Annotated in this window: 17 protein-coding genes and 1 tRNA gene; 14 read left to right on the top strand and 4 right to left on the bottom strand. The window is 33.4% G+C overall.

The features are described from left to right. The first annotated feature begins 119 nt into the window (after window positions 1-119). Window positions 120-410 (top strand): HU family DNA-binding protein, encoded by a 291-nt coding sequence (locus tag AABB81_RS15775; RefSeq protein ID WP_342161529.1) that lies wholly within the window; start codon window positions 120-122, stop codon window positions 408-410. A 293-nt stretch (window positions 411-703) separates the two neighbouring features. After that, window positions 704-2,242 (top strand): Rne/Rng family ribonuclease, encoded by a 1,539-nt coding sequence (locus tag AABB81_RS15780; protein ID WP_342161530.1) that lies wholly within the window; start codon window positions 704-706, stop codon window positions 2,240-2,242. A 45-nt stretch (window positions 2,243-2,287) separates the two neighbouring features. Here the strand turns inward: AABB81_RS15780 and AABB81_RS15785 are convergent, their stop codons facing one another. Then, window positions 2,288-5,905, bottom strand: coding sequence for a lamin tail domain-containing protein (locus AABB81_RS15785; protein ID WP_342161531.1), 3,618 nt, complete (start codon window positions 5,903-5,905; stop codon window positions 2,288-2,290). Window positions 5,906-5,974: 69 nt separating this feature from the next. On the opposite strand from AABB81_RS15785, the gene AABB81_RS15790 reads away from it, so the two are divergent. From AABB81_RS15790 to AABB81_RS15825, 8 genes are all read left to right on the top strand, one after another. Next, on the top strand, window positions 5,975-6,463 hold the full coding sequence (locus tag AABB81_RS15790; protein WP_342161532.1) for a regulatory protein RecX: 489 nt from the start codon (window positions 5,975-5,977) through the stop codon (window positions 6,461-6,463). A 58-nt stretch (window positions 6,464-6,521) separates the two neighbouring features. Continuing rightward, on the top strand, window positions 6,522-6,968 hold the full coding sequence (locus AABB81_RS15795; protein WP_342161533.1) for a GatB/YqeY domain-containing protein: 447 nt from the start codon (window positions 6,522-6,524) through the stop codon (window positions 6,966-6,968). Window positions 6,969-6,979: 11 nt separating this feature from the next. Then, window positions 6,980-7,053: transfer RNA gene (locus AABB81_RS15800), tRNA-Arg, on the top strand. 247 nt (window positions 7,054-7,300) lie between these two features. Further along, the gene (locus AABB81_RS15805) at window positions 7,301-8,521 is read left to right on the top strand and encodes a site-specific integrase (protein ID WP_342161534.1); all 1,221 of its coding nucleotides are present in this window, start codon (window positions 7,301-7,303) and stop codon (window positions 8,519-8,521) included. Window positions 8,522-8,735: 214 nt separating this feature from the next. Further along, entirely contained in the window at window positions 8,736-8,999 is a 264-nt protein-coding gene (locus AABB81_RS15810; RefSeq protein ID WP_342161535.1) for a helix-turn-helix domain-containing protein, read from the top strand. 108 nt (window positions 9,000-9,107) lie between these two features. After that, complete coding sequence (locus AABB81_RS15815; RefSeq protein ID WP_342161536.1) at window positions 9,108-10,379, top strand: hypothetical protein; 1,272 nt, start codon at window positions 9,108-9,110, stop codon at window positions 10,377-10,379. Between the two features lie 50 nt (window positions 10,380-10,429). Beyond that, window positions 10,430-11,035, top strand: coding sequence for a DUF1643 domain-containing protein (locus tag AABB81_RS15820; protein ID WP_342161537.1), 606 nt, complete (start codon window positions 10,430-10,432; stop codon window positions 11,033-11,035). Continuing rightward, the gene (locus AABB81_RS15825; protein WP_342161538.1) at window positions 11,025-11,384 is read left to right on the top strand and encodes a hypothetical protein; all 360 of its coding nucleotides are present in this window, start codon (window positions 11,025-11,027) and stop codon (window positions 11,382-11,384) included. The genes AABB81_RS15820 and AABB81_RS15825 overlap by 11 nt, the downstream gene beginning before the upstream one ends. Window positions 11,385-11,494: 110 nt before the next feature. On the opposite strand, the gene AABB81_RS15830 is transcribed toward AABB81_RS15825, so the two are convergent. Beyond that, window positions 11,495-14,020 (bottom strand): S8 family peptidase, encoded by a 2,526-nt coding sequence (locus tag AABB81_RS15830; protein WP_342161539.1) that lies wholly within the window; start codon window positions 14,018-14,020, stop codon window positions 11,495-11,497. Between the two features lie 9 nt (window positions 14,021-14,029). After that, complete coding sequence (locus AABB81_RS15835; protein ID WP_342161540.1) at window positions 14,030-15,025, bottom strand: AAA family ATPase; 996 nt, start codon at window positions 15,023-15,025, stop codon at window positions 14,030-14,032. Between the two features lie 195 nt (window positions 15,026-15,220). On the opposite strand from AABB81_RS15835, the gene AABB81_RS15840 reads away from it, so the two are divergent. The 4 genes from AABB81_RS15840 to AABB81_RS15855 all read left to right on the top strand — a co-directional run bounded on the left by AABB81_RS15840 (window position 15,221) and on the right by AABB81_RS15855 (window position 19,952). Next, window positions 15,221-16,216: an AlbA family DNA-binding domain-containing protein gene (locus AABB81_RS15840; RefSeq protein ID WP_342161541.1), complete on the top strand. Its 996-nt coding sequence runs from the start codon at window positions 15,221-15,223 to the stop codon at window positions 16,214-16,216. Between the two features lie 889 nt (window positions 16,217-17,105). Further along, window positions 17,106-17,555 (top strand): JAB domain-containing protein, encoded by a 450-nt coding sequence (locus AABB81_RS15845; protein WP_342161542.1) that lies wholly within the window; start codon window positions 17,106-17,108, stop codon window positions 17,553-17,555. Between the two features lie 293 nt (window positions 17,556-17,848). After that, entirely contained in the window at window positions 17,849-19,129 is a 1,281-nt protein-coding gene (locus AABB81_RS15850; protein WP_342161543.1) for a hypothetical protein, read from the top strand. A gap of 64 nt (window positions 19,130-19,193) precedes the next feature. After that, complete coding sequence (locus tag AABB81_RS15855; RefSeq protein WP_342161544.1) at window positions 19,194-19,952, top strand: DUF6602 domain-containing protein; 759 nt, start codon at window positions 19,194-19,196, stop codon at window positions 19,950-19,952. A gap of 194 nt (window positions 19,953-20,146) precedes the next feature. Here AABB81_RS15855 and AABB81_RS15860 read toward each other — a convergent pair whose 3' ends face one another. After that, the gene (locus tag AABB81_RS15860; RefSeq protein WP_342161545.1) at window positions 20,147-21,760 is read right to left on the bottom strand and encodes a toxin-antitoxin system YwqK family antitoxin; all 1,614 of its coding nucleotides are present in this window, start codon (window positions 21,758-21,760) and stop codon (window positions 20,147-20,149) included. Window positions 21,761-22,032 lie beyond the last annotated feature (272 nt).

Here is a 22,032-nt window from a genome sequence, read left to right on the forward strand (position 1 = left end):
TGCAATAGTACAATTTTTTTATCTAATTAAATTTTAATCATTTAGCTTTCCGAAATTGATTTATTGTATTATATTTGCCGACTCAAATAAGGAAATAAATAACGTATAAATAATTTAAAATGACAAAAGCAGAGATCGTAGCTAACATTTCAGAAAAATCTGGTATTGAAAAAGCTGATGTTTTAAGAGTGGTAGAGGATTTTATGGTAGAGGTGAAAGATTCGTTGAACCAAGGAAATAATGTTTATTTAAGAGGATTTGGCAGCTTCATCGTTAAGGAAAGAGCTGAGAAAACTGGTAGAAATATTTCAAAAAATACGACAATAAAAATACCTGCACACAACATTCCTGCGTTCAAACCTGCAAAAGTTTTTGTAGAGAGTGTTAAAAAAAGCGTTGCAGTAAAGTAATAAAAATCTTATAATTCAGTTTATTATGCCAAGTGGTAAAAAAAGAAAGCGCAGTAAAATTTCTACGCATAAGCGTAAGAAAAGAAGCAGACAAAATAGACACAAGAAGAAAAAATAACAAATAGGTGACCAATCACCTATTTGTTTTAATTTTTCAGTTTAGTAAGTTCATTGACATAAAATTTGCCTAGGCAAATACGGAGGTTATCTAGAATAACCAAAAACATTTATTAATCAATCTATTTGTAAATAGATCTGAAAGATCAATCAAATAGAACCAAAAATATAACAGAGTGAAAACAGAATTAATTATTAGATCGAATTCCTCTGATATAGATTTTGCCTTATTAAAAGATGGAAAACTTGTTGAGTTACACAATGAAACTTTGGATAATAATTTCTCAGTAGGAGACATTTTTTTATCGAAAGTCAAAAAAACTTTATCGGGACTAAATGCAGCATTTGTGAATGTTGGAAGTGATAAAGATGCTTTTTTGCACTATCACGATTTAGGACCTCAATTATCATCTTTAAAAAATTTCACACAACAAGTTAGTTCAGGAAAAAGAAAGGATTACACCTTGAAGAATTTCCGGATTGAAAAAGATATTGATAAACACGGAAAAATAGATGACGCAATAAAGTCGGGTCAGGATATGCTTGTGCAGGTTGTTAAAGAACCAATTTCCACAAAAGGCCCCCGAATAAGTTCTGAACTATCTATTGCAGGAAGATATTTGGTGTTGGTTCCTTTTTCTGATCGTGTGTCAGTGTCCCAAAAAATCACAAATAATAAAGAAAAGGAGCGATTAAAAAGACTGGCTCAGAGTATTAAACCCAAAGGGTTTGGTGTTATTTTAAGAACAGTTGCTCAAGGAATAAAAGTAGCAGAATTAGACAGAGATCTGCAGTATTCCGTTCAGCGTTGGGTGAATATGTGCAAACAGATTCCCAATGCAAAAGCTCCTCAAAAAGTATTATCCGAATTAAACAGAGCCTCTTCAATCTTAAGAGACGTTTTTGACGAATCATTTACGAGTATCATTACAAACGATTTATCATTACATCAGGAGATTGTCGACTATTTGGAAAGAATTGCACCTGAGAAAAAATCTATTGCCAAGCACTATACATCGAGAGTGCCAATTTTTGATTATTACGGAATTGAGAAGCAGATAAAATCGGCATTTGGCCGAACTGTATCAATGCGAAAGGGAGCATATCTGGTTATTGAACATACTGAAGCTTTGCACGTAATTGATGTAAATTCAGGAAACAGATCCAATAAAGCCAATTCACAGGCAGACACGGCCCTCGAAGTTAATATGATAGCAGCTTCTGAAATTGCGAGACAACTTCAGCTGCGCGACATGGGTGGGATTATTGTCATAGATTTCATTGATATGCATTTGGCAGATCACAGAAAGAAATTATATGATCATCTTAGAAAAGAGATGAGCAGTTCACGTACCAAACACAAGGTATTGCCCCCAAGTAAATTCGGACTGGTTCAGATTACACGTCAGCGTGTGAGGCCGGAGAGAAATATCAAAACTCAAGAGGATAATCCAAATAAAAATGGAGAAGTAGAGGCACCGATTATTTTGATTGAAAGGATTGAGACCCTATTGAAGAGAATCATGGAAGAAGACAGACCGGGAATTGCACTGCATGTGCATTCATTTGTCGCTTCCTATCTAACAAAAGGTTTGAATTCGATTCAAATGAAGTGGTTCCTTAAGTATAAAAAGTGGATCAAAATTGTTCCAAGAGATGCTTATCCTTACTTGAAGTATGAATTTGTCGATAAGAATGATAAAATAATAAGGTAATTATATATCATAAAGCCCCGCTTGAGCGGGGCTTTTTTTTTGGCTTTAGGGGAGTATTTTACTAATAATTGTTCGCGAGTTCTGCAGTTTGGCGCGCAATATATAAACAGACCTTTTGGGAAAGCCTGACCAACTGATCTCAATAAATCTCTTTTGAATGTTCAGGTCTTTTAATTTCCTGCCATTGAGATCAAAAATTTCCAGGCGCCTGATCAAGTCTTTATTGTTTGTGCTTACCGACAAGTTATTATCGTGAAGCTGCCATATGATCTTTGATTCTTGGGGTGTATGCCCCAAATCATCCAATCTTTGTTCGTCAAACCTCAATTCAAAGCGGTCACTGAAATTTTTTACTTCTTTTAGTTCAAATACATAGGGCGCAAGCTTTAAATTTTGACTTCGTTTTAACAACTTATCGTATAAAAAAATATCAGTATCCGGTGACCAGCTGGTCAAGGGGTCAAGGCTTATTTGTAAAGAAGTGTTTTCGGGAATTCTACTTTCAAACCCCAGCAGAATTTTTTCATTTCCCTGAAAAGGAGGTAAGCCCTGAATTGCCAGTTTATAACCTTTAATAACCGAATAAAAGCTAAGATAATTTTTAGAACCCAGGCGGGGTCCATCGTAACGTTGGTCAAATTCAAAGGTAGCACCGTCAACAAAGCCAATCAGCAACTGACTAAAAGCACCTTTGTCATTTGAAATATTTAACCAGATCTTGTTTTCCTGTTTCTTTTTTTTCGAATTTACCGGTTTGAAAAAGTTGTCATTTCCGGCCCTGGTTCGCATGGAATTATTAAATATAAGATGGCCTTCTTTCAGGACTTCTGCAAAAAAACCCTGGCAACTGCTGATAAACTGTGTAGGTTCCTTTCCGTTTTGACTTGCTTTAACGCCGCCCGTTCCAATTGTGTATATCGCATAATCATCTGCCGTATAGCTCTGGTCACCCAAAGAACCATCTGTGACAGCCGAGGTATGATGTGTCCAGAAATACAAAGTACCACCTGTCAAAGCTCTATTAGAAGGGTGGTTGAGGAGTAGTTCCCCGTCTATGGCAGATGGATAAGGATTGCCAATGAAATTCCAGTGATGTTGTTGAGGCATGGATTCAGCTTGCAACGATAAAGGTACTTCGATAGATCCATTATTTGGATCTCCGCTAAAAACAACCTCCTGAGTGCTTTTAAAAGGGGTGGCATTGGGCGCCATGGAAGTATAACCCCTCCCAACTTGCATGACCCCCGAAACGGCCACCCATGAATCATTGTTATCATCAAGACCATCGAGATCACGGTCTTCAAAGTTTGATGCAGAGAATATATAAAAGGAATTTTTTGGAGATTCATTGAATACGGTTTCCAAATATGCATTTTCAACCGGGCTCGACCAATATGTATAGTCAAATGGTTTGAGATCCATAGCTGTTTTATGTACCTGTATTAAACCGTTATTTTTAATATTTCCTTTATCACTCTTCATGATAAGCGACCCTTCGTGCTTGATTTCCAAAACACCTTCTACGGTTAAATCATTTTCGATATTGACATAGTCGGAAGGGTCAACAGATAAGGTAGCTGTCTTTAAGATTTGCAGGGAACAGGCCTCCAGGTCGCCATTTAGATCAGTGAAATAATCGCTGTCAATGATAGCATTTCTATACTGGTCCGGCTGGCCGTTTGTCCATGAGCCTTCTCTCCAAGTTGTTGGCCCCAGAGCATGAATTCCGATTCTTTTATTGACGCCGTCTGATGCCGTATCTACTTCTGGATATGGATAAACGAGCCATTCTAAAGTTTCAAAACCTGTATTTGGAGATGCCGCCTTACATCCGTATTGTCTAACCATACTGAGGTTGCTCCCCCAGTTACCTTCCCTGCCAATAATGTCGATCCTGTCGGCCCAGCAAGATTCCTCCCCTGAAGTTGAGATAACCAAGATGTCATCGCCCGTAAAGCTGCAGACTGAAGTTTTGATCTCGTTTCCGTCAAGGGCATATTGAGGGCTTGTGACATTCAGTGTTGGGCAAAATTTGATCGAAGCTCCGGCTTTTATAGACGGAATGAGTTTCTTTCTGCTCGGTTTTATTCCAATGGGATGAAAGCTGTCCTCGTTTCGAAATAAAGCAAGATAATAGGTGTTTTCGTCAATAGTCTGATCACTGATATTGGTTAGTTCTATCCATTTATTATTCCCTGCACCTTCATAGTATTGAGAGATCAATAAGGGATGTGTTACCGGTGCCGTACCCTCGGCTTGTATGACAAAGGCAAAAGGATTTTCTGAAGCGTCACTATTGTGGATTTCAACTTTGGCCGTATGAATTATTGATTGAACAGGCCTATAAGAAACATTGAATTCAAGGCTGTCGTTAGGCGGGATATTAACGGGGGCTAAATAATCAGTTGAGAAATGCAGGGCGTCTGTACCGGAGATTTTAATATTGTTCACATCGAGTCCCTTGTTCCCGGAGTTTTTAATGGTGAAATAACGATAGATAATCGTATCCTTTGCAATGGGAAAGGCCCCAAAATAGGTGTTGTTTTTTTTGGTAGAGGCCGTACTTCTGTCTAAAATAGGCTCCCCAAGCCCGTATAGCTCTATTTCCGGAAGGTCTTCTTTGCAATAACTTGAATGAAAGCCCAGGTCATTTGTCACTTCTGGTCCATAGCTATCCCATTCACTTAAGTCAAATTCATTATTGGGGCTTTTGACATAACTTTTTCGCCTGAGCGTCAGATCTTTTCCAAAATTGATGGAATCCCCGATAACTCCGATCAGATCAATGATTTTTTCATCTTTGTATAAAGCAATTTTGTCATCGCCATTGAAGTTCATCACCGAACTGTTGGTACTAAGATCAGCGGGTATGTTCAGCGTTTCCTGATCATCTTCAATAACAAATACAGACCAGGGTTCAAGCATTCCCGACAACCTGAGTGTTGCAGAATACTCGAGATTACTTCCGGTATATTTTACGAGTTGATAGGAATCAAGGTCAAGCATTGAATCACTTGGGTTGTAAATCTCAATATAGTTGTTCCTATGGGATCTGGAAGAACTCCCTTCCAAATATTCGGAAATCATCAGATCGGCACAATAATGAAGGGGTTCACCCGAAAGCTGAATATTGTCAAGCCCCGCTATATCGGATCCATTTTGCTTGACGCTGATTCGGAGTTTAACGGTAGAAATAGAGTTAGATATGCCTATCTGGATCTTTGTCCAGGCATCCGTTGAGAAATTATCTTCCCCTTCTATAAAAAAAACTTCAGGTTGCATCACCCCGTCGAGCCAAAGCTGATACTTCATATCATCGCCATTGTCATAGCCCTGGACCTGAACATCAAACGACAAAATAACCTTTCTGAAATCGGCGATATTGATTGTAGAGAATTCAATATGTTCAAAACCTGAAGAGCCGCAATTTCCATTGAGGTCTTGTATCCCCCAGAATAAATCTCCTTCACTGGGCATGATATCCCCAAGGGAAGCATGGTAATTCCATGTATCGTCCTCTATAGTGCACAGTGGAGTGGACAAATTTTCTATAGGCCAGTTATCACCCGATTTTTCAAATCCATGTTTAGAGATAAGGGCAGATTGGGCGAATGTCTGAATAAGATAGAGTAGGAGATAAAGGCATAAATAGTACTTCAGCATGATAAAGCAGATTAATCTTGGAAAAATTAAGTGATGAGAGTACATTTGGGATGCTATTTATTTTATTGCATGCAAGAAAAAAAGTTAACATATACTTTGGAGGAGGCAAAGAGATCACTTGAAAGATATTGTGTCTACCAGGATAGATGCCATCAGGAAATTGAAAGAAAATTAAAAGAGATGAGAATGATCCCCGAGGCGCGTGAACTGATATTACTGCATTTAATGGAACACGATTTTTTGAATGAAGAAAGATTTGCCAGAAGCTTTGCCCGTGGTAAGTTCAGGATAAAACAGTGGGGCAGAAGGCGCATTGAAAGAGAATTGAAGCAACGCGATATATCGGCGTATAATGTTAAGGCGGGCTTAAGTGAGATATCGCCTGAGGCATACGAGAAAACCTTTATGGAGGTCAGCAGAAAAAGGTTTAACGGCGTCCGTGAACCCGATCAGTACAAAAAAAGGAAAAAAGTGGCAGATTATCTTTTGAGAAAGGGATATGAGAGCCATAAAGTATATGAAGTACTAAAGTACCTGGAACGGGAAAATAATTCATGAATCGAACCAAAAAACCCTGAATGTTTTTAGTATATTTGTTCCCCTAAATTTTTCGATTATGAGTGTACAAAGTCAGGTAATGGAGCAGATGAAAGTAGCGATGAAGGCAAAAGATACAGTAGCCCTTGAATCATTGAGAGCATTGAAGTCAGCTTTTTTGTTGGCAAATACAAGCGGAGGTAATGTGGAACTCACTGAAGACGACGAGATAAAAATCGTGCAAAAACTGGTAAAGCAAAGAAAAGACAGTGCAGCCATTTTCGAGGAGCAGAACAGAATGGATCTTGCAGAACCTGAAATTGCACAAGCCAAAGTTTTGGAACAATTCCTTCCAGCCCAAATGGGGGAAGAAGAATTGAAATCAGCCATTGGAGCAATCATTGCCCAAACCGGTGCAAGTTCAATGAAAGACATGGGAAAAGTAATGGGTATGGCTTCAAAGCAACTAGCAGGTAAAGCCGATGGCAAAGCCATTTCAATGGTTGTGAAAGAATTGTTGAGTTAAAATATTTATCTGGCCCCGTGGCGCAACTGAATAGCGCATCAGATTTCGGCTCTGAGGGTTACAGGTTTGAATCCTGTCGGGGTCACTACTTTAGTAGTATTTTGATCAAAACACCGTAAATTAAATGTTTATGGTGTTTTTTTATGCATAAATGTATCAAAATTCACAATTTTTCTCATTCTAAAGGTGTCCAAATCGGGCGCATTATTTAAAACTTTTTATGGACACCAGAAATAATGTATCATTTGTGTGCAAATGTTTTACGCATCTTTTTATTGTCATTTATTTCGGGTAGTATAAGTATAGATTATTAATTTTTAAACAATTTTAGGATGGGTTCAATTACGATACTATTTTATCTAAAAAACAGAAAAAATAAGAAGGGAGAATGTCAAATTTATTTAAGGCTTACTGTGGATGGGAAGCGCAAAGAAACTAGCTTAAATCGCTCTATATTAAAAAGTAGATGGGATAAAGGTAAGCAGTGTGGGAAAGGACGAACTGAAGATATACTCAGTTTGAATAAGCTTTTAAACAGTGTAAAACAAAGTCTGTACCAGAAGCAACAAGAAATGATTTATAATGCTGAAGATATTACGGTTGAAAGTTTAATGAATAAATATTTAGGGATAGGTGAAAGAATCAAGCATCTAATGGTAGTTATTAAAGAAGACAACCAACGAACTAAAAACCTTGTTAAAGAAGGTACTTATAGAAAATATATTGCACTAACAAACCATGTGCAGGAGTTCTTAACTTTTCAATATAATGTACCCGATTTAAATATTAAAAAAATTGATTATCAGTTCGTGGATGATTTTGATTATTACTTAAGAACAGAAAAGTTGATAGGTAATAACACAACTGTAAGGTATGTCAAAACTTTAAAAAAAATTATCCAGTCAGCGCTAAACAAAGGGTGGATCAAAACGAATCCTTTTATAAACTATAAGGTGAAATTTGATAAAGTTACAATAGATCCACTTACGGAAGAGGAAGTTCAAATAATTAGAAATAAAGAAATTGACATTAAAAGATTGGATCAAGTACGTGACCTTTTTGTGTTTGTATGTTATACCGGTTTAAGTTATGCCGACCTTGCAAAATTGAGCAATAAATATATAGTTACTGGAATTGATGGGAATAAGTGGATAAAAATTTATCGTAGTAAAACAGGAGAACTTAGTTCTGTGCCAATTCTACCTCAAGCAGCTGTTATATTGAAAAAATATGAGAATAATCCTAGTTGTAAAAATAGAGGAATTCTTCTACCTGTATTAAGCAACGAAAGGTACAATGCTTACCTCAAAGAAATTGGAACTATATGCGGCATATCGAAGAATCTTACTACTCATTTAGCTCGTCATACTTGTGGAACCTTTCTTGCTAATAAACTTATAAGCAGAGAAACTATTGGTAAAATTCTTGGGCAATCTGATTGGAGATCAACAGCTCATTATGCTAAGACTACTGATATTAGGGTGTCACAAGAAATAACTGAATTAATGGATGTAGATGATATTTCCTCAGATCAATCTATAGAAGCTGTGTAATAATTTCTAAATAGATGAACCTAGCCTCAGGTTTTCATTCGAGGTTTTTTCATTTTTAGATTATTTTATAATATGGATATACCACATAATAATGAATCAATTTGAAATAAAAATCACTTTTTTTATCATCCAGAAACATTCTTAATTCTAGTTAGTGTATTATTTAAATAGCTCATAATAGATATGGGATTAATTAACACATAAAATAATTGAGATGAAAGTAGAATTTATAACAAAAGCAGACCTAATAGAGTTCAAGGAAGAGATATCAGAAAGTTTAACAACGTCAATCAAAGAATTTAAACCTAAGAAATGGTTGCGTTCTAAGGAGGTGCGTAAAATGCTTGGAATTAGTCCTGGCACACTGCAAAACTTTCGTATTAATGGTCTTATTCCACATACCAAGATTGGAGGGACACTCTTCTACGATTACGATGAAATTATTAAAGTGCTTAAAGAAAATAAGAGCGTCAATTGATTAATGAACTTGTATAAATAGATGAGGCTAGATTTGCAATCGAAGAGGAGAAGCTCTACTCCCTGCCTCATTAAAACTTCAAGAGCATTAATAAAAAAGAGTATTATTATGAAGGAATTAGAAATAGAATTCGAAGGTGGTTTTCGTAGAGCATCAAAGTTTTTAACTCGGAAGCACGGTGCGAATTTTGCCATCTTAATTGATGGTTTGATTTATATATATAATCAAAATTTAGATAAACTCGTCCAAACTAATGATGACCAATATTCCGTTAAAGTTTCAAATGGTTTCCTTTCTAGGGCGACAGGACTGGGACCTGATATCGTGAAGCGTCAAATGATTAAAATAGAAAAAATAGGGCTTGTTACCGCAACTAAAAAAGGTCAAGGAAATACAAAGCATTATACAATTCATGTTGAAGACATAAATATATATATAAAAGCTTTGGAATCTGAATTTAAGATCTGGTTTGAGCAGTCATTAAATTATGGTAAAAAAGAAATGTCAAGGTCAATAGAAGCAGATAAAATTAAAGAAGAAAAAAGAAGTAGAAACTTCAAAGCAACAATTGATAATCTACAGAAGAACAATGTAAAAGAACTAAACGGGTTGGTGCAAAACCAACCAACCAAACTGGTTAAAACCAACTTTCCTAAAAAGGCAACACCAACCGTAGAAGAAAGAACAGAAGAAAGAAAACAAGATAGAATTATTGAAACAACAACAGATCCAAAAAACAAAATAAAAAATATTGTTGTGAATAAAGTGTTTTCATCTGAAGACGATAAAGGAACCTATACTATTCTCAGAGACTTTAATGAGAAGAAAGTATATCAAGAAGAATATGAATATTTTGTAAAGAGATTTACCGATGAAGAACTGGAAACTAAGCTAGAAGAGCTCAGAAATCAAATAACCGAAATAGACCTAAATCATATTATTTTTGATTCTGATGAAATTGGTGGAATATGTGAAGATAGCTTTTTAGAAGATATTACTTCTGATGATATAATGATGCACATATATGATGAGATTTGTGGCTTAACAAGAACGTTTAAACGCAAACAAGAAAGAGAGAGAAAAAATACAAAAAAGCCTGCCTCTAAAGAAATTTCAATGTCAAACTGGAATAAGTTAAAGACGAAATATAATGATTTACCCTCATTGAAAAATCAGGGTAAATTTTTCACATCTCAAAAGGATCAGGAAGACTTTTATAATCTATCAGAGTATCGACAAGAATATGTAATAGAATCTGTATCAAAGATGAGGGATGCAGCAACTACGGCGTCAAGACCTGCTATTTATATTGAAGAAGCAATGAAGGATAAATTAGGCGAGGTTTATGACCCTCATGCGAGGCTAAGTGTTGCCCTATAAGTAAACAGTGAAACCATTTAATAACACGAATTTAAAATATAAAAACCAATATGAAATCTGAATTTGACATTTCTGGACTATTCTATATGATTGATGAATATAAGTTTAGAAAGTATCTCAATATTAAAAGAAAGAATTCCCTGATTAATAAGCCAGACATCATGGTTGTAATGATGAATCCTGGAGGCTCAAAACCGGTTGATGGAATTGATAATAATACAATAGAATCAGAAGCAATACCAGATCGGACCCAAAAACAAATCATGCAAGTTATGACTTCCTGTGGGCTTGAGTATGCACTGGTTTTGAACCTTTCTGATATACGAGAGCCCAAGTCAAATACGATGCTCTTAAAAGTCTTAGAAATGGATAAGAAAGGTGTAGTTCATTCCATATTCGATGATCGAAGAAAAGATGATTTTGATTCCATATTTGTTAAGGATATTCCTGTAATATTTGCCTGGGGCGTTGGTAAAGGTTTAAAAGAACTAGCTGAAAATGCCATCCATAGGGTTAACGATAAAAAGGCAAATGGAGTTGAAAAAGAAGGGGTTGAATGGGCCTATTACCATCCCTTACCTCAGGTTTATAAAAAGCAGATTGAATGGGTTGAGAAAATCACAAAATCTTTAAAGAGTAATTTGAATGAAAATTGAAGAAATCGTAGGTGAATACACAATTATTGGAAGTAACCAGGATGATAGCAAGAACACATATAAAGGAAGGTTAAGTTTATCACTCGATTCTAATAATAGAATTATAGCTGAATGGATAATAAACAATGATCAAAAACAACTTGGCTTAGGCTTTTATAAAGATAATATTCTAGTTATCAACTTCAGCTATATTGGTGGTGATGATCATGTTTTTAAAGGTGTTGCCGTTTACCGATGTATTTCTAAGGACATACTTGATGGGTTTTGGTCTGAAAAACATGGTGATCCGCTTTATTTAGGAGAAGAAAGATGTTTTAGGATTAAGGAGTTTATAGATATAATAAATTAGTGCTGAGTAACTATTTAGAGCTGATTTATAATGCTCTTATTAACCTAACACTTGTTCATAATCAGCTATTACAGGCTAACTTTAACATCGAGATTCTATTTTACATAATTTTAAACGTTGACTTGAATTTCAATTGCATTCTCAATTCTTATCTCATTATATAATTCAACATCTTTATTAATAGCTTCAAAACTAACAGCTATTGAATATGGTATTTTTCTTTTTAAATCTTTATCCCAACCAGTATGACCAACTACTCCAATGCAAAAACTTTCTGTTAATTTATTAGATTTTACAATTGCCCAATCTTTTTGTATTGCATTATTATTTAATTTGACATTCTGAATTCCTCTATTTGAACGTGAATGGATAGCCCAAGGTATTTTTTCTTGATTTATATCTTCTACTTCATCTTCATTGTTATAATCAACTGAAACTAATCTTTGTTCAAATGATTCTATACTTTCTCCTAATTTGGAAGAATGCCAATCAACCCAACCTGATAGATATGATCTAAATCCAACTCGTGTTCTTCTTGGAATAGCCTTAAAAGTTAAAGTAACTTCAACCAAAATATCAAAAGAATCACCTACTCTTCTAATACTTTCAGGTAGTTTAACTTCATAAATATCAGCTTCTTTTGGAGAAATGTTTATTGAATTAACTAAAGTAACCCTAAATTCGTTATTTGTAGAAGCACGCTCAAGGTTTGGAAAACCGTACCCAAAGAGTCTTAAAAAATTCAATCTTGGTTCTTGATTAAATATTTTATCTGGCCATCTTGCTGATTGAATAATCAGTGCTTTATAAAGTAAAGTCGATTCGTCAGGAAATAATCTTTGTAATTCTGCTAATAGACCAGATACTTTAGGAGCAGAAAAAGATGTACCAACACCATCAATACTTGTAGCAGGTCCACCAGTCAATGTACTTCGCACAAGATGTACAGAAGTGTCCTTATTTTGAGAAATTAATTTATTTGCTCCATTTTTCTCTATAACATAATCTCCTCCATACTCTACGAGTTCAGGTTTAATGGAATCCCAAATTCCCAAACCAGTCCTTGAAAATGAAGATGGAAAATCAATCTTGCCGAATGATTTAAGATCAACATCTTCATATTCTCCATGACAAATTGAACCCACTGTTAAAGAAAATAGACTTTGTGAAGGATCAGAGATTCTTGATTTTCGGAGTAGTAAATAATCAGCATAATTCGTTCCATTATTTACATAATTTGATATTTGAGTTTTTTTTAAATTTCCAGTTGGAATTACAAAAACTATGTCTCTTTCCCAAGTTTCTCTATCAATTGATTCAGCCCATTTAGACATTCTAGTGGTAATATGTCCATTATTTGAAGTTATCGACATATTAAAAATACGAGTTTTATAATTTTCATTATAATGCTCAATAATATCCCTTATTAAATCAGGAGGGTAAAGATTCGATTGCATTGTATTATTGTTATCTAATACTCTAACATTCTGAATCCACGCATTTAATTTAACAGAAATTGCAATTGGAAGATTTGGATAAAGTACAGCTCCAGCAACTCTGGTACCATGTCCTCCGCCACTAACCAGGTCGCTAACTATATTTTCTTCACCTTTTACATAGGAAATAGAATGAGTATTGTCAATAGCTTTCTCTAATAAAATATGATTCTCTTGTATTCCACTATCAATAACACAAACATTTGGATCTTCATATTCTGGTCCAATAATTTCTAGCTCAGCATGATCCTTTAATTCTTCATCAACACTTATGCTTTGTTTCAGATTATCATATTCTTCAACCTCAAATAAATAAGGGTAATTTAAGACAAGATCTTTAAGACCTAAACCCGAAACTTCTATTCTGCAAGAAAAACTATCTGCTGAATCAACATAGCTGCTAATCAGTTTACCCTGATGCTCATGAATAAATTTTTCTAGTTCGTCTTGTCTTTTAAAACAAACTTCATCCCAATCTATTTCAGCCTTTCTCTTTTTTTCTTCCCAACGAGAAACTTTTTCCTCAAATTGTTCCTCGGTTATTTCTTCCTCATTGCCTCTACTTGGATAAGCTGGAACATGAATATAGCATGCAACTGCAATATCAACTACTAAAATTTCCGCATCATTAATTTCATCCCATTTTTTTAGTAATGGTTTAGACAAAATGTGTTCAATTCTCCACTGCTTTCCAGTAACAATATCCCATAATTTAGACGCCGTATTCTTAAACTTCCCTTCTTCGTTCAAAAATTTATCAATTTTATCCTTTAAGGTGGATAAATTTAAATCTGCTGACGCGCCAATTAAAAAACCATCTTCCTCTTCCGATATTATTTCAATCCCAAAGGATCTTAAGCTATCGGGATTGAATATTTTAGGGTCAACTTGCAAAAATAGAGGAATTGATTCTGGAATATTGGGTAATCCCTGTTCTTTTCTTGAGTCAAAATCTACCTTCCACTCTTCAGTTATTATAGTAGTTTTCTCTTCAAGTGTTTCAGCGTGTTCTTTTCTGTTTTGAATATTATTTAATGTCTCCTGACTGGGGATAACAACTACTGTTTGTTTACCAGGTCCATAGGGCGAATTGTATAATCCAGTTATTCTGTGTGGAAGAGATAGGTGATCAAATGCCATAAATAGTTATTACTTATTTTCATTAAATCTTATAGTTTCATTGATAATCTTGTCAAAACTTTTTTTATCAATTTTCTCTATATTATTTATGACTGACAGTTTCTTTACATTTTGAGCTATTTTAACTATTTCAGCTGAGGAAAATCCTAAAAGTTGATTAACGTAATCTATTAAATTAACTTGATTAGAAATTTTAGTTGATGATAATGTCATTTCAAGTAACTTTAAAATTTCCTCTTCTTTGGGTTTTTTAACTTCTATGACTTCATCAAAACGTCTGAAAACAGCTTTATCTAGTGAAGTTTCTAGATTTGTAGTAGCAATAAGTAAACCAGGAGCATTATATTCTTCTAATAAAAATAACACCATATTAACTAATCTATGCATTTCTCCTACATCATGTCCATAATTTCTTGATTTTGCTATAATGTCAAATTCATCTAATAGTAAAACACAAGGAAAGGAATTTACTCCATCAAAAAGTTTTTTTAAATTAATTAAAGACTCTCCTAAATAAGAAGAAATTACAGCTTCAAATCTAACTTTATAAAAAGGTAAGCCAATATTCCAAGCTAATCTCTCTGCTCCCATGCTTTTACCACAACCAGGAGGTCCAAAAAAAAGAATTTTTTGTTTTGGTTTTAATCCATGATTGGCAAGTCTTTCTCGAGCGACAAACTCTTTTTCAATTCTAGAAAATTTATTTTCAATTTCTTCTGATAAAACCATGTGATGTCGTAATTCATCTCTCGGAATTTCAACAGCTAAGGGGAAATCTTTTTTATTATGTTTTCTACTAGTATTAGAAAAAATATCCTTTAATTCATTATTAAGTTTTTTGGAAGTAGACACATTCTGATCTAAAATAGCTTTTAGTTGTTTTGATAATAGATGATGCCCTTTGTCTTCTTCCTCTTTAACAATATCATATGCAACCTTGACAATATCATCATCAGGTTTTCCATCTATACTTCTAAATAATCTTTTTAAAATATCCTTATTCACTTCTAAATCTTTCTATATTCACAAAACTACAAATTAATACTAACGAAACATATATTAATTTCCCATTTCACAAACATTACGTTTCCCTTCTATTCCTTTTTATAAAAAGTGATCAATTAACAATATGCTAATTAGTAATCGTTGAATCCTTAATTCAATAATTTGTACTTTTATGCTGCAAAAAAACATTAAATTATGAAATATTCTCAAGTAACATTTGGAAAAGATCTATACGATTTAGTCTACAATGATATTGTTCAATTTTTTGATGTTGAAAAAGAAGAAACACTAAATTTAGAATTTAAATCTTATCCAGTTGCAGGGAATCATAATGATAAGGAAAAAGCTGTCTTAAAAGCAATTTGCGGCTTACTTAATTCAGAAGGTGGTATTGTGATTTGGGGTGCTCCGACTGAAGTAACAAATGCTCATGGTAACACTACAGCTGAAGGTGCATTGACACCATTTACTGCTGTTTTAGATCGTGACAGGTTAATAAATAAAATATCAAATTTAATAATTCCTTTACCCATAGATATAAGGGTTCAAAAATTAAATGCACCCAATGGAAATTCTATTTTTGTCATAGAAGTTGAGAAAAGCAATCAAAAACCGCATCAATATGGAAACAACTATTATATACGATTAGATGGTCAAACGAGAATAGCTCCTCACTATTTAATTGAAGCTATGATGAAAAGTATAGATTATCCAATTATAAAGGGCCACTTAAGGTTAAAAAATGTTGAGTTTATAGCTGAAGGTTTAAACTTAAGTTTTAGAAAAATAATCTTAAATACTTCAAAATTTAATAATGAGGTAAATGCTTTTTTTAAAATAGTTACTCCCAATACTATTCTTTTTGGTGAAGATTCTTTTGATGGAGAATTTTCTAATGATTTTGACATTTTTAACCATGGAAGACCAATTGCAGGTGATTTCAATGTTTTAGTTTCTTCTAATTATTTAGTTACAAACAATAATAATTTTGATATTGCGCTAAGTTTCGGGGGACAAAAATCACCTTCTAAAATATCTATTTATCAATATACTTTTGCAGGTGATATAGCTATTGGACCTGTTGCTGACGAATCAATGTTTTTGAATAACAAAGAAGAAAACACATTACCTACAATTAGTTTAAGTGATGATGAATTTATTGACAACTTCTTGAATGATAATGAACATTAATTTTTAAAATGTAGAAATATTCTTAGGAATTGAAAAAAGAGAATATTATTCATCAAAATTATTTGATCACTTGTAGAAGCAACTTTTTGAGAATCAATTTTATTGTAATTACTAAACCTTCCCAAAGCTATATTAACATAATGCGCAGTTATAATTCTAAAGAAGTTATAACGCCACTATGTCAAATAGCCGCTTCCAACCGCTTCAGCCAACACCTTCCCTCCCTTGCCGCTCAAGCTGTTAATTAACCTTTTACATGCATGTTTTACATTAGTTCTCACAAGATTGCCAACTGTATGGCATCATTCGCTTCTGATGCTTAAAGTGGATAATCAGAGCCCTCTACCTTCCATTTTAAATTCAATTTTATTTCACGGGCAGAGTTCCATACTTTAAGACTCCTTTTCCTAGTAATATTATCCAGTTATTAGATAGACCCCTAATCACTATAGAGTGAACTCCTCAAAAAAAAATCATTCGGCCAAAACCATAAAAAAAAATTGAGAATTGCATATGAAAAGTTAAAATTATATACCCCACCCGAATTTTTTTATGCTTAGCGATCCCATATACCCATATCCCCCCTTCCAATCTATAAGGGAAATTTTTTTCTGTTGTAAAGCGAAGGTAGTCAAGCTTATTAATTCTTTTTTTTAACTCATTGGTGTAGGTGTAAACCGCAATTTGGCTCTGTTTACAATCATTGAATCCAACGTGTCATGCATACAGTTCCCTATAATTGCAGATGGTAATAGTGGTTAGGGAGGGCAGCTTGCCTTTTTCTCTTTGTTATCCTGCAAGATTTGGTTCGGGATCAAACCCAATTGAATTAATTTATTAACCCAAAGGAGGTCCTGAATAAGTATCTCCTTTTTTAATTCCAATTATTATGAAAATATTAAAAAGTAGGCTAAGGGAGATTCAAGCAAAATACAAAACAGTTAAGGACGTTAACAATGCTTGTATCCATAGTTCTAAAGATGTTGCTAATTATTTTAGGCGCATATTTCCAGTGGAGTTGGACGACAGAGAATCAATGGTTGTCTTGTATTTAAATAACTCCAACACCACCGTTGGGTACTCAATAGCGGGAATTGGGGGAATCACGAGTACAGTAGTTGATGTAAGGCTAATTTTAAGAGACGGATTGCTTACGGGAAGCACATCCATGATAATTTGCCACAATCATCCATCAGGTAGTCTTAAACCAAGCCAGGCGGACCTTAATCTTACTAAGAAAGTAAAGACGGCTGCAAAGGTTATGGATATCACACTGTTGGATAGTTTGATCCTTACTGAGGATTCTTATTATAGCTTTGCTGATGAAGGCAAACTTTAACAACAGGTTCGAATCCCAAGGGTCCACAACTCCAAAACATAGAGAAGCTTTCCAAGAAATTGGGGAGTTTTTTTTGTTTGGACCTGTTTGTGGATTAGTTCCAGCCTATACCCTTAGGAGGCATATTAGTCTTAATCGGGTAATTTATTTGATATTTATGAAATGCTGTTCAAATTTATTCAGTAGCTTTAACAAAGAAAAATTGGTAATTATTCTCTCTAATTTTCGCTTTGATATGAGGCATTAATTTTCTTCAATTTCCAACATTAATCTCAAAATTTAAAAACCTTTGAATGACAAAGAATAAGAACTCAAATAAAAAGGAAAAAGATAATGATTACAATATAGCAAAAGATAATAAAAATTCAGTTGAGAAAATTCTTAAAACCTTTAAAGAAAACCTGCATGGAGTTCGTTTTTATTTTAACAAATTTGGTGTTTTAGCAGAAGGAGAGGATGATGATGCGCAAAAAAGTGCTGAAGAATTCAGTAGGGATTTTTTTGAAATTTTAGATAATATTGAAGAACCTATAAAAAATACCAAATCTGATCAATCTGATGAGAAACCCATAAAAATATCAGATGATAAAATCAAGAAGTTAGTGGAAATGATGAGAAAGAGGCCAAAATTATCTGTGCAAAATTTTGAAATTTTATCCTCAAGCTCCTTTTTAATGCTTAATAACTATTTTGAATATTTAATTGCGGATCTTTTAACTTATCACTATACAAAATTTAAAAATACTTTAAATTCTAAAGAGTTTAAAATTTCGCTTAAGGAAATAGATGAGTATGATAGCATTGCCGATTTGGAAAAGCATTTGATTTTCAGAGAGGTAGAGACCATGTTGATCGAAATGCCTTTTGATTCTTTACTTAAACATTTTGAGAAAAAATTAAATATTAGTTTAAGTAATGAAATTGTTGACTGGAAAATCATTAATGAATGTAGAGAGAGAAGACATATTATAGTTCATAATGCTTCAAAAGTTAACAAAAAATACATTTTAAGAACTAACAACCCTGATGGAAAGAAGATTGGTGATAAAATTATAGTAGATAGAAAATACTTTGAAAGCGTGTTTAGTGAAATACGTTTAGCGGGATTACTTCTTTCTTATGAATGTTGGGGGAATTGGGATAATAACAAAACCTTAAAAGCCATCAAAAGTATGTTGGATGAGTCATTTGACAGTTTATCTCAAAATGAAATTATGTTCTGTTACAAATTATCACAATACATTGGAAAAATTGAACCGAGAAACGATGAACAAGAAGATGCTTTGTTGAGAGCTAAATTTAATATGTGTATTTCACTTAAGATGCAAAATAAAACAACAGAATTAAATAAGGTTTTAAAAACAATAAAAGTAGGAACTTGTACACCATTATTTAAGCTTGCACATGCGATATTATCCAACAAAAATGATTCGATTATTATTGAGTTTGCAGAAGATTCTCTCAAACTAGAAGAAATTGACTTTGAGGATTATAAAAGTTGGCCATTGTTTCAATTTACTCGGAGTGAGAAGGTTCTTAATGAACAAATGGAACAAATATTTAATCCCGAATAGATTTTAAACTCGATCCTTAAAAATGTATGACAAAATATCCAAATTATTATAAATTCTTTAATTAATGAATACTATAGATTTTCATAAAACTACTACAAAAGAATTGTTAGCAATAAAAGATAGAGTGCGACTGCTTATAAACCATTGGGGTGAAGATGGTCGTTATCAAGAGGCTGTTCTTAAAAGTGTAATTAGTAGATTTCTTCCAGAAAAGTTTAAAATAGTTACGGGTTTTGTCATTAATCAAACACAAGAACGCGGAGTACATGAGGCTAGTAAGCAAATTGACATAATAATCTATAATTCCGAATTCCCTGTGTTATTTAAGGAAGGTGATTTTTATATAGTTACTGCTGATTCTGTTGAAGGTATAATTGAAGTCAAAGCTAACTTAAAAAATCAAGGAGTAGAAAATGTTGTTCGAAAAGCTAATGAAATAGGTCAATTTATATATAACTCTAAATCTAAAACGTATAAAAAAAAGTTATTTAATGGAATATTTTCGTTCGCTGGACACGAAAGGCTCAAAATAAACAATAGCGTTACAGTCCAAAACTCAATAAGAAATTCTGAAAATACTGTTAGAAATGATCCTAATATGAATGCTTTTAAAGTAAATCATATCAGTTTTAATAAGGATAAATTCTATAAGTACTGGAATCAGAGTGAACCAGATGATGGAGGTATTTTATATGAAATAAATGATTTATCTTTTTCGTTTTTAATATCGAATTTGATAGCACATCTGAAATCTGATTCGGTATTTTCAAATAATAAACTATGGTTTCCAGTTGAGAAAAGCCTCAAGGCTCAAAGAATATGAAAAAACTAATGAGAATTCCTTAAACTGTGCATAATTAATACATCTCAGGGGGGGTACTTGCGGATATAACTTCACTTATTTATAAACCACCGCCCACGAGATATTTTTGAGAGTTGAAACATATGATAGATTAAGTTTACAGACAATAAGATAACTACTTCAAAAGTTACAACCGAATTGATGCTAGAATGATATTATTTTATAACACCTTGAATATTGCCATTAATATAATTTTGCTTGATATGAAGCTTTCCAGACCAAAATTGTTCAGATATTCCTTCACGCAGGCCATTCTTATAAAAGCATCGTCGATGTAATTGTCCATATCCGTCATACTCTTCGTAAACTCCTTCCAGCAGCCCATTCTTATAAAAGCATCGTCGATCTAATCCCCCATACGCGTTATATTCTTCGAAAACTCCTTCGAGAAGACCATTCTTGTAAAAACACTTCTTAGATAATTTTCCATCCTGAAAATAGCTTTCAAAAGGTCCGTCGCACATTTCATCACAATCAAAAGAGCCTTTTTCAATTAACTCACCTGACCTGTCATAAATCTCATAAGGACCATGTTTCCTTCTACTTTCGTCCAAAGTAATTCGATAATGCAATTTTTCATTATCATGATATTTATAAAATGTATCATTACTATACTGTTCGGTAATTTGACCATTTTTGGAAAACCTATCAAATGAGCTGTCGTAAAGATCCCCTCTCTCTTTTAATTGTGCATTGTTGTAGTATACTTGATAGTCTCCTCTGAATCCATAAATCTCATCATTTTCATATCTAAATCTAAACTTTGGTTGACAATTCCTATAAAAGAGTTCGAAGGTTTTGATTCTCTTATCTATTTTATAGCCTTCATCGATATTGAGTGTATAATCAAACTTCAACCGACCGTTATCAAAGTATGATTTACAATTTACATGGTTGCCATCACTTGAAATTTCCAATATTAATCCATCATCATTGAGTAGTTCTTTAAAACCTAATTTAGATAATAATTTTTTCTGTCTTTTGAAGTGGTCATTTAATTTCAACAGTAAATCCGGCTCCCATTTATGATCACAAATTATAAAATAGAAATTGTCATAAGTAGAGTCTGGTTTTTCTAATTCAGGTTTTACTTTATTACCATCTTTAAAAGATAACTGTCCATTTTTATAATAGGATATATAAGGCCCATGGATAAATCCATTTATATAACTACATTTTTCTCTTAGCTGGCCATTTTCATGATAAGCTATATAAGGCCCATCTATTAGATCCTGTTTATAAGTACATTTTTTTCTTAGCTGGCCATTTTCATGATAAGCTATATAAGGCCCATCTAATAGGTATTGTTTATAAAAACACTTTACTTCAAGTTGACCGTTTTCATAATAAGTTACATAAGGCCCGTTTAAATCTCCATTAACATAACTGCATTTTTCCTTTTGTTGACCACTTTGAAAATAAGATTCATTGGGTCCGTTTATATCTCCATTAGCATAAACACATTGTTTACTTAGCTGACCGTTTTCATGATAACATTTATAAGGCCCGTTTATATTTCCATTAGCATAACTGCATTTTTTCTTTAGTTGACCGTTTTTATAATAAGATTCATAAAGACCCTCAAATTCATACGGCCCATCTATTAGTAGACTTTTATAACAACATTTTTCTTTTAGTTGCCCATTTGGATAATATTCTTCGAAAGGACCGCAATAATATCCGTAATCACGACTGCCTTTTCGCTTTAAAGAGCCATCTTTAAAATATTCCTCAAATGGACCTTCGTCCATGGATTCTTTTGGAGCCATACTTATTCAATTATTATGAAGAAACAATATTAATTTTTGGACACTATTCCTAGTGATGTAAAGTTAATAAGTGAAATATTAATTATCGGTTTTGATTAGATTTATTGTATACCCTCATCAGGGTATTTTTGCATAAGACTAATATTTATCATGAATATTGTAGTACATTCATGATACCTTTCAAGGGAATAATATTAAAAATTTGCCTGAAATCATACGAGATAATTGTTTTTCCCTTTTTATAATCCTGGTTCTATATTTTTCCAGCAACA

The organism is Lutimonas vermicola, assembly GCF_038433205.1.
Classification (GTDB): Bacteria; Bacteroidota; Bacteroidia; order Flavobacteriales; family Flavobacteriaceae; genus Lutimonas; species Lutimonas vermicola.

Excerpts from the sequence above, each read along its gene's own strand:
- AABB81_RS15855 (WP_342161544.1), top strand. The coding sequence starts at position 19,194 with ATGAATACTATAGATTTTCATAAAACTACTACAAAAGAATTGTTAGCA.
- AABB81_RS15820 (WP_342161537.1), top strand. The coding sequence starts at position 10,430 with ATGAAATCTGAATTTGACATTTCTGGACTATTCTATATGATTGATGAA.
- AABB81_RS15790 (WP_342161532.1), top strand. The coding sequence starts at position 5,975 with ATGCAAGAAAAAAAGTTAACATATACTTTGGAGGAGGCAAAGAGATCA.
- AABB81_RS15805 (WP_342161534.1), top strand. The coding sequence starts at position 7,301 with ATGGGTTCAATTACGATACTATTTTATCTAAAAAACAGAAAAAATAAG.
- AABB81_RS15795 (WP_342161533.1), top strand. The coding sequence starts at position 6,522 with ATGAGTGTACAAAGTCAGGTAATGGAGCAGATGAAAGTAGCGATGAAG.
- AABB81_RS15810 (WP_342161535.1), top strand. The coding sequence starts at position 8,736 with ATGAAAGTAGAATTTATAACAAAAGCAGACCTAATAGAGTTCAAGGAA.
- AABB81_RS15825 (WP_342161538.1), top strand. The coding sequence starts at position 11,025 with ATGAAAATTGAAGAAATCGTAGGTGAATACACAATTATTGGAAGTAAC.
- AABB81_RS15815 (WP_342161536.1), top strand. The coding sequence starts at position 9,108 with ATGAAGGAATTAGAAATAGAATTCGAAGGTGGTTTTCGTAGAGCATCA.
- AABB81_RS15830 (WP_342161539.1), bottom strand. The coding sequence starts at position 14,020 with ATGGCATTTGATCACCTATCTCTTCCACACAGAATAACTGGATTATAC.
- AABB81_RS15860 (WP_342161545.1), bottom strand. The coding sequence starts at position 21,760 with ATGGCTCCAAAAGAATCCATGGACGAAGGTCCATTTGAGGAATATTTT.
- AABB81_RS15850 (WP_342161543.1), top strand. The coding sequence starts at position 17,849 with ATGACAAAGAATAAGAACTCAAATAAAAAGGAAAAAGATAATGATTAC.
- AABB81_RS15845 (WP_342161542.1), top strand. The coding sequence starts at position 17,106 with ATGAAAATATTAAAAAGTAGGCTAAGGGAGATTCAAGCAAAATACAAA.
- AABB81_RS15840 (WP_342161541.1), top strand. The coding sequence starts at position 15,221 with ATGAAATATTCTCAAGTAACATTTGGAAAAGATCTATACGATTTAGTC.
- AABB81_RS15775 (WP_342161529.1), top strand. The coding sequence starts at position 120 with ATGACAAAAGCAGAGATCGTAGCTAACATTTCAGAAAAATCTGGTATT.
- AABB81_RS15785 (WP_342161531.1), bottom strand. The coding sequence starts at position 5,905 with ATGCTGAAGTACTATTTATGCCTTTATCTCCTACTCTATCTTATTCAG.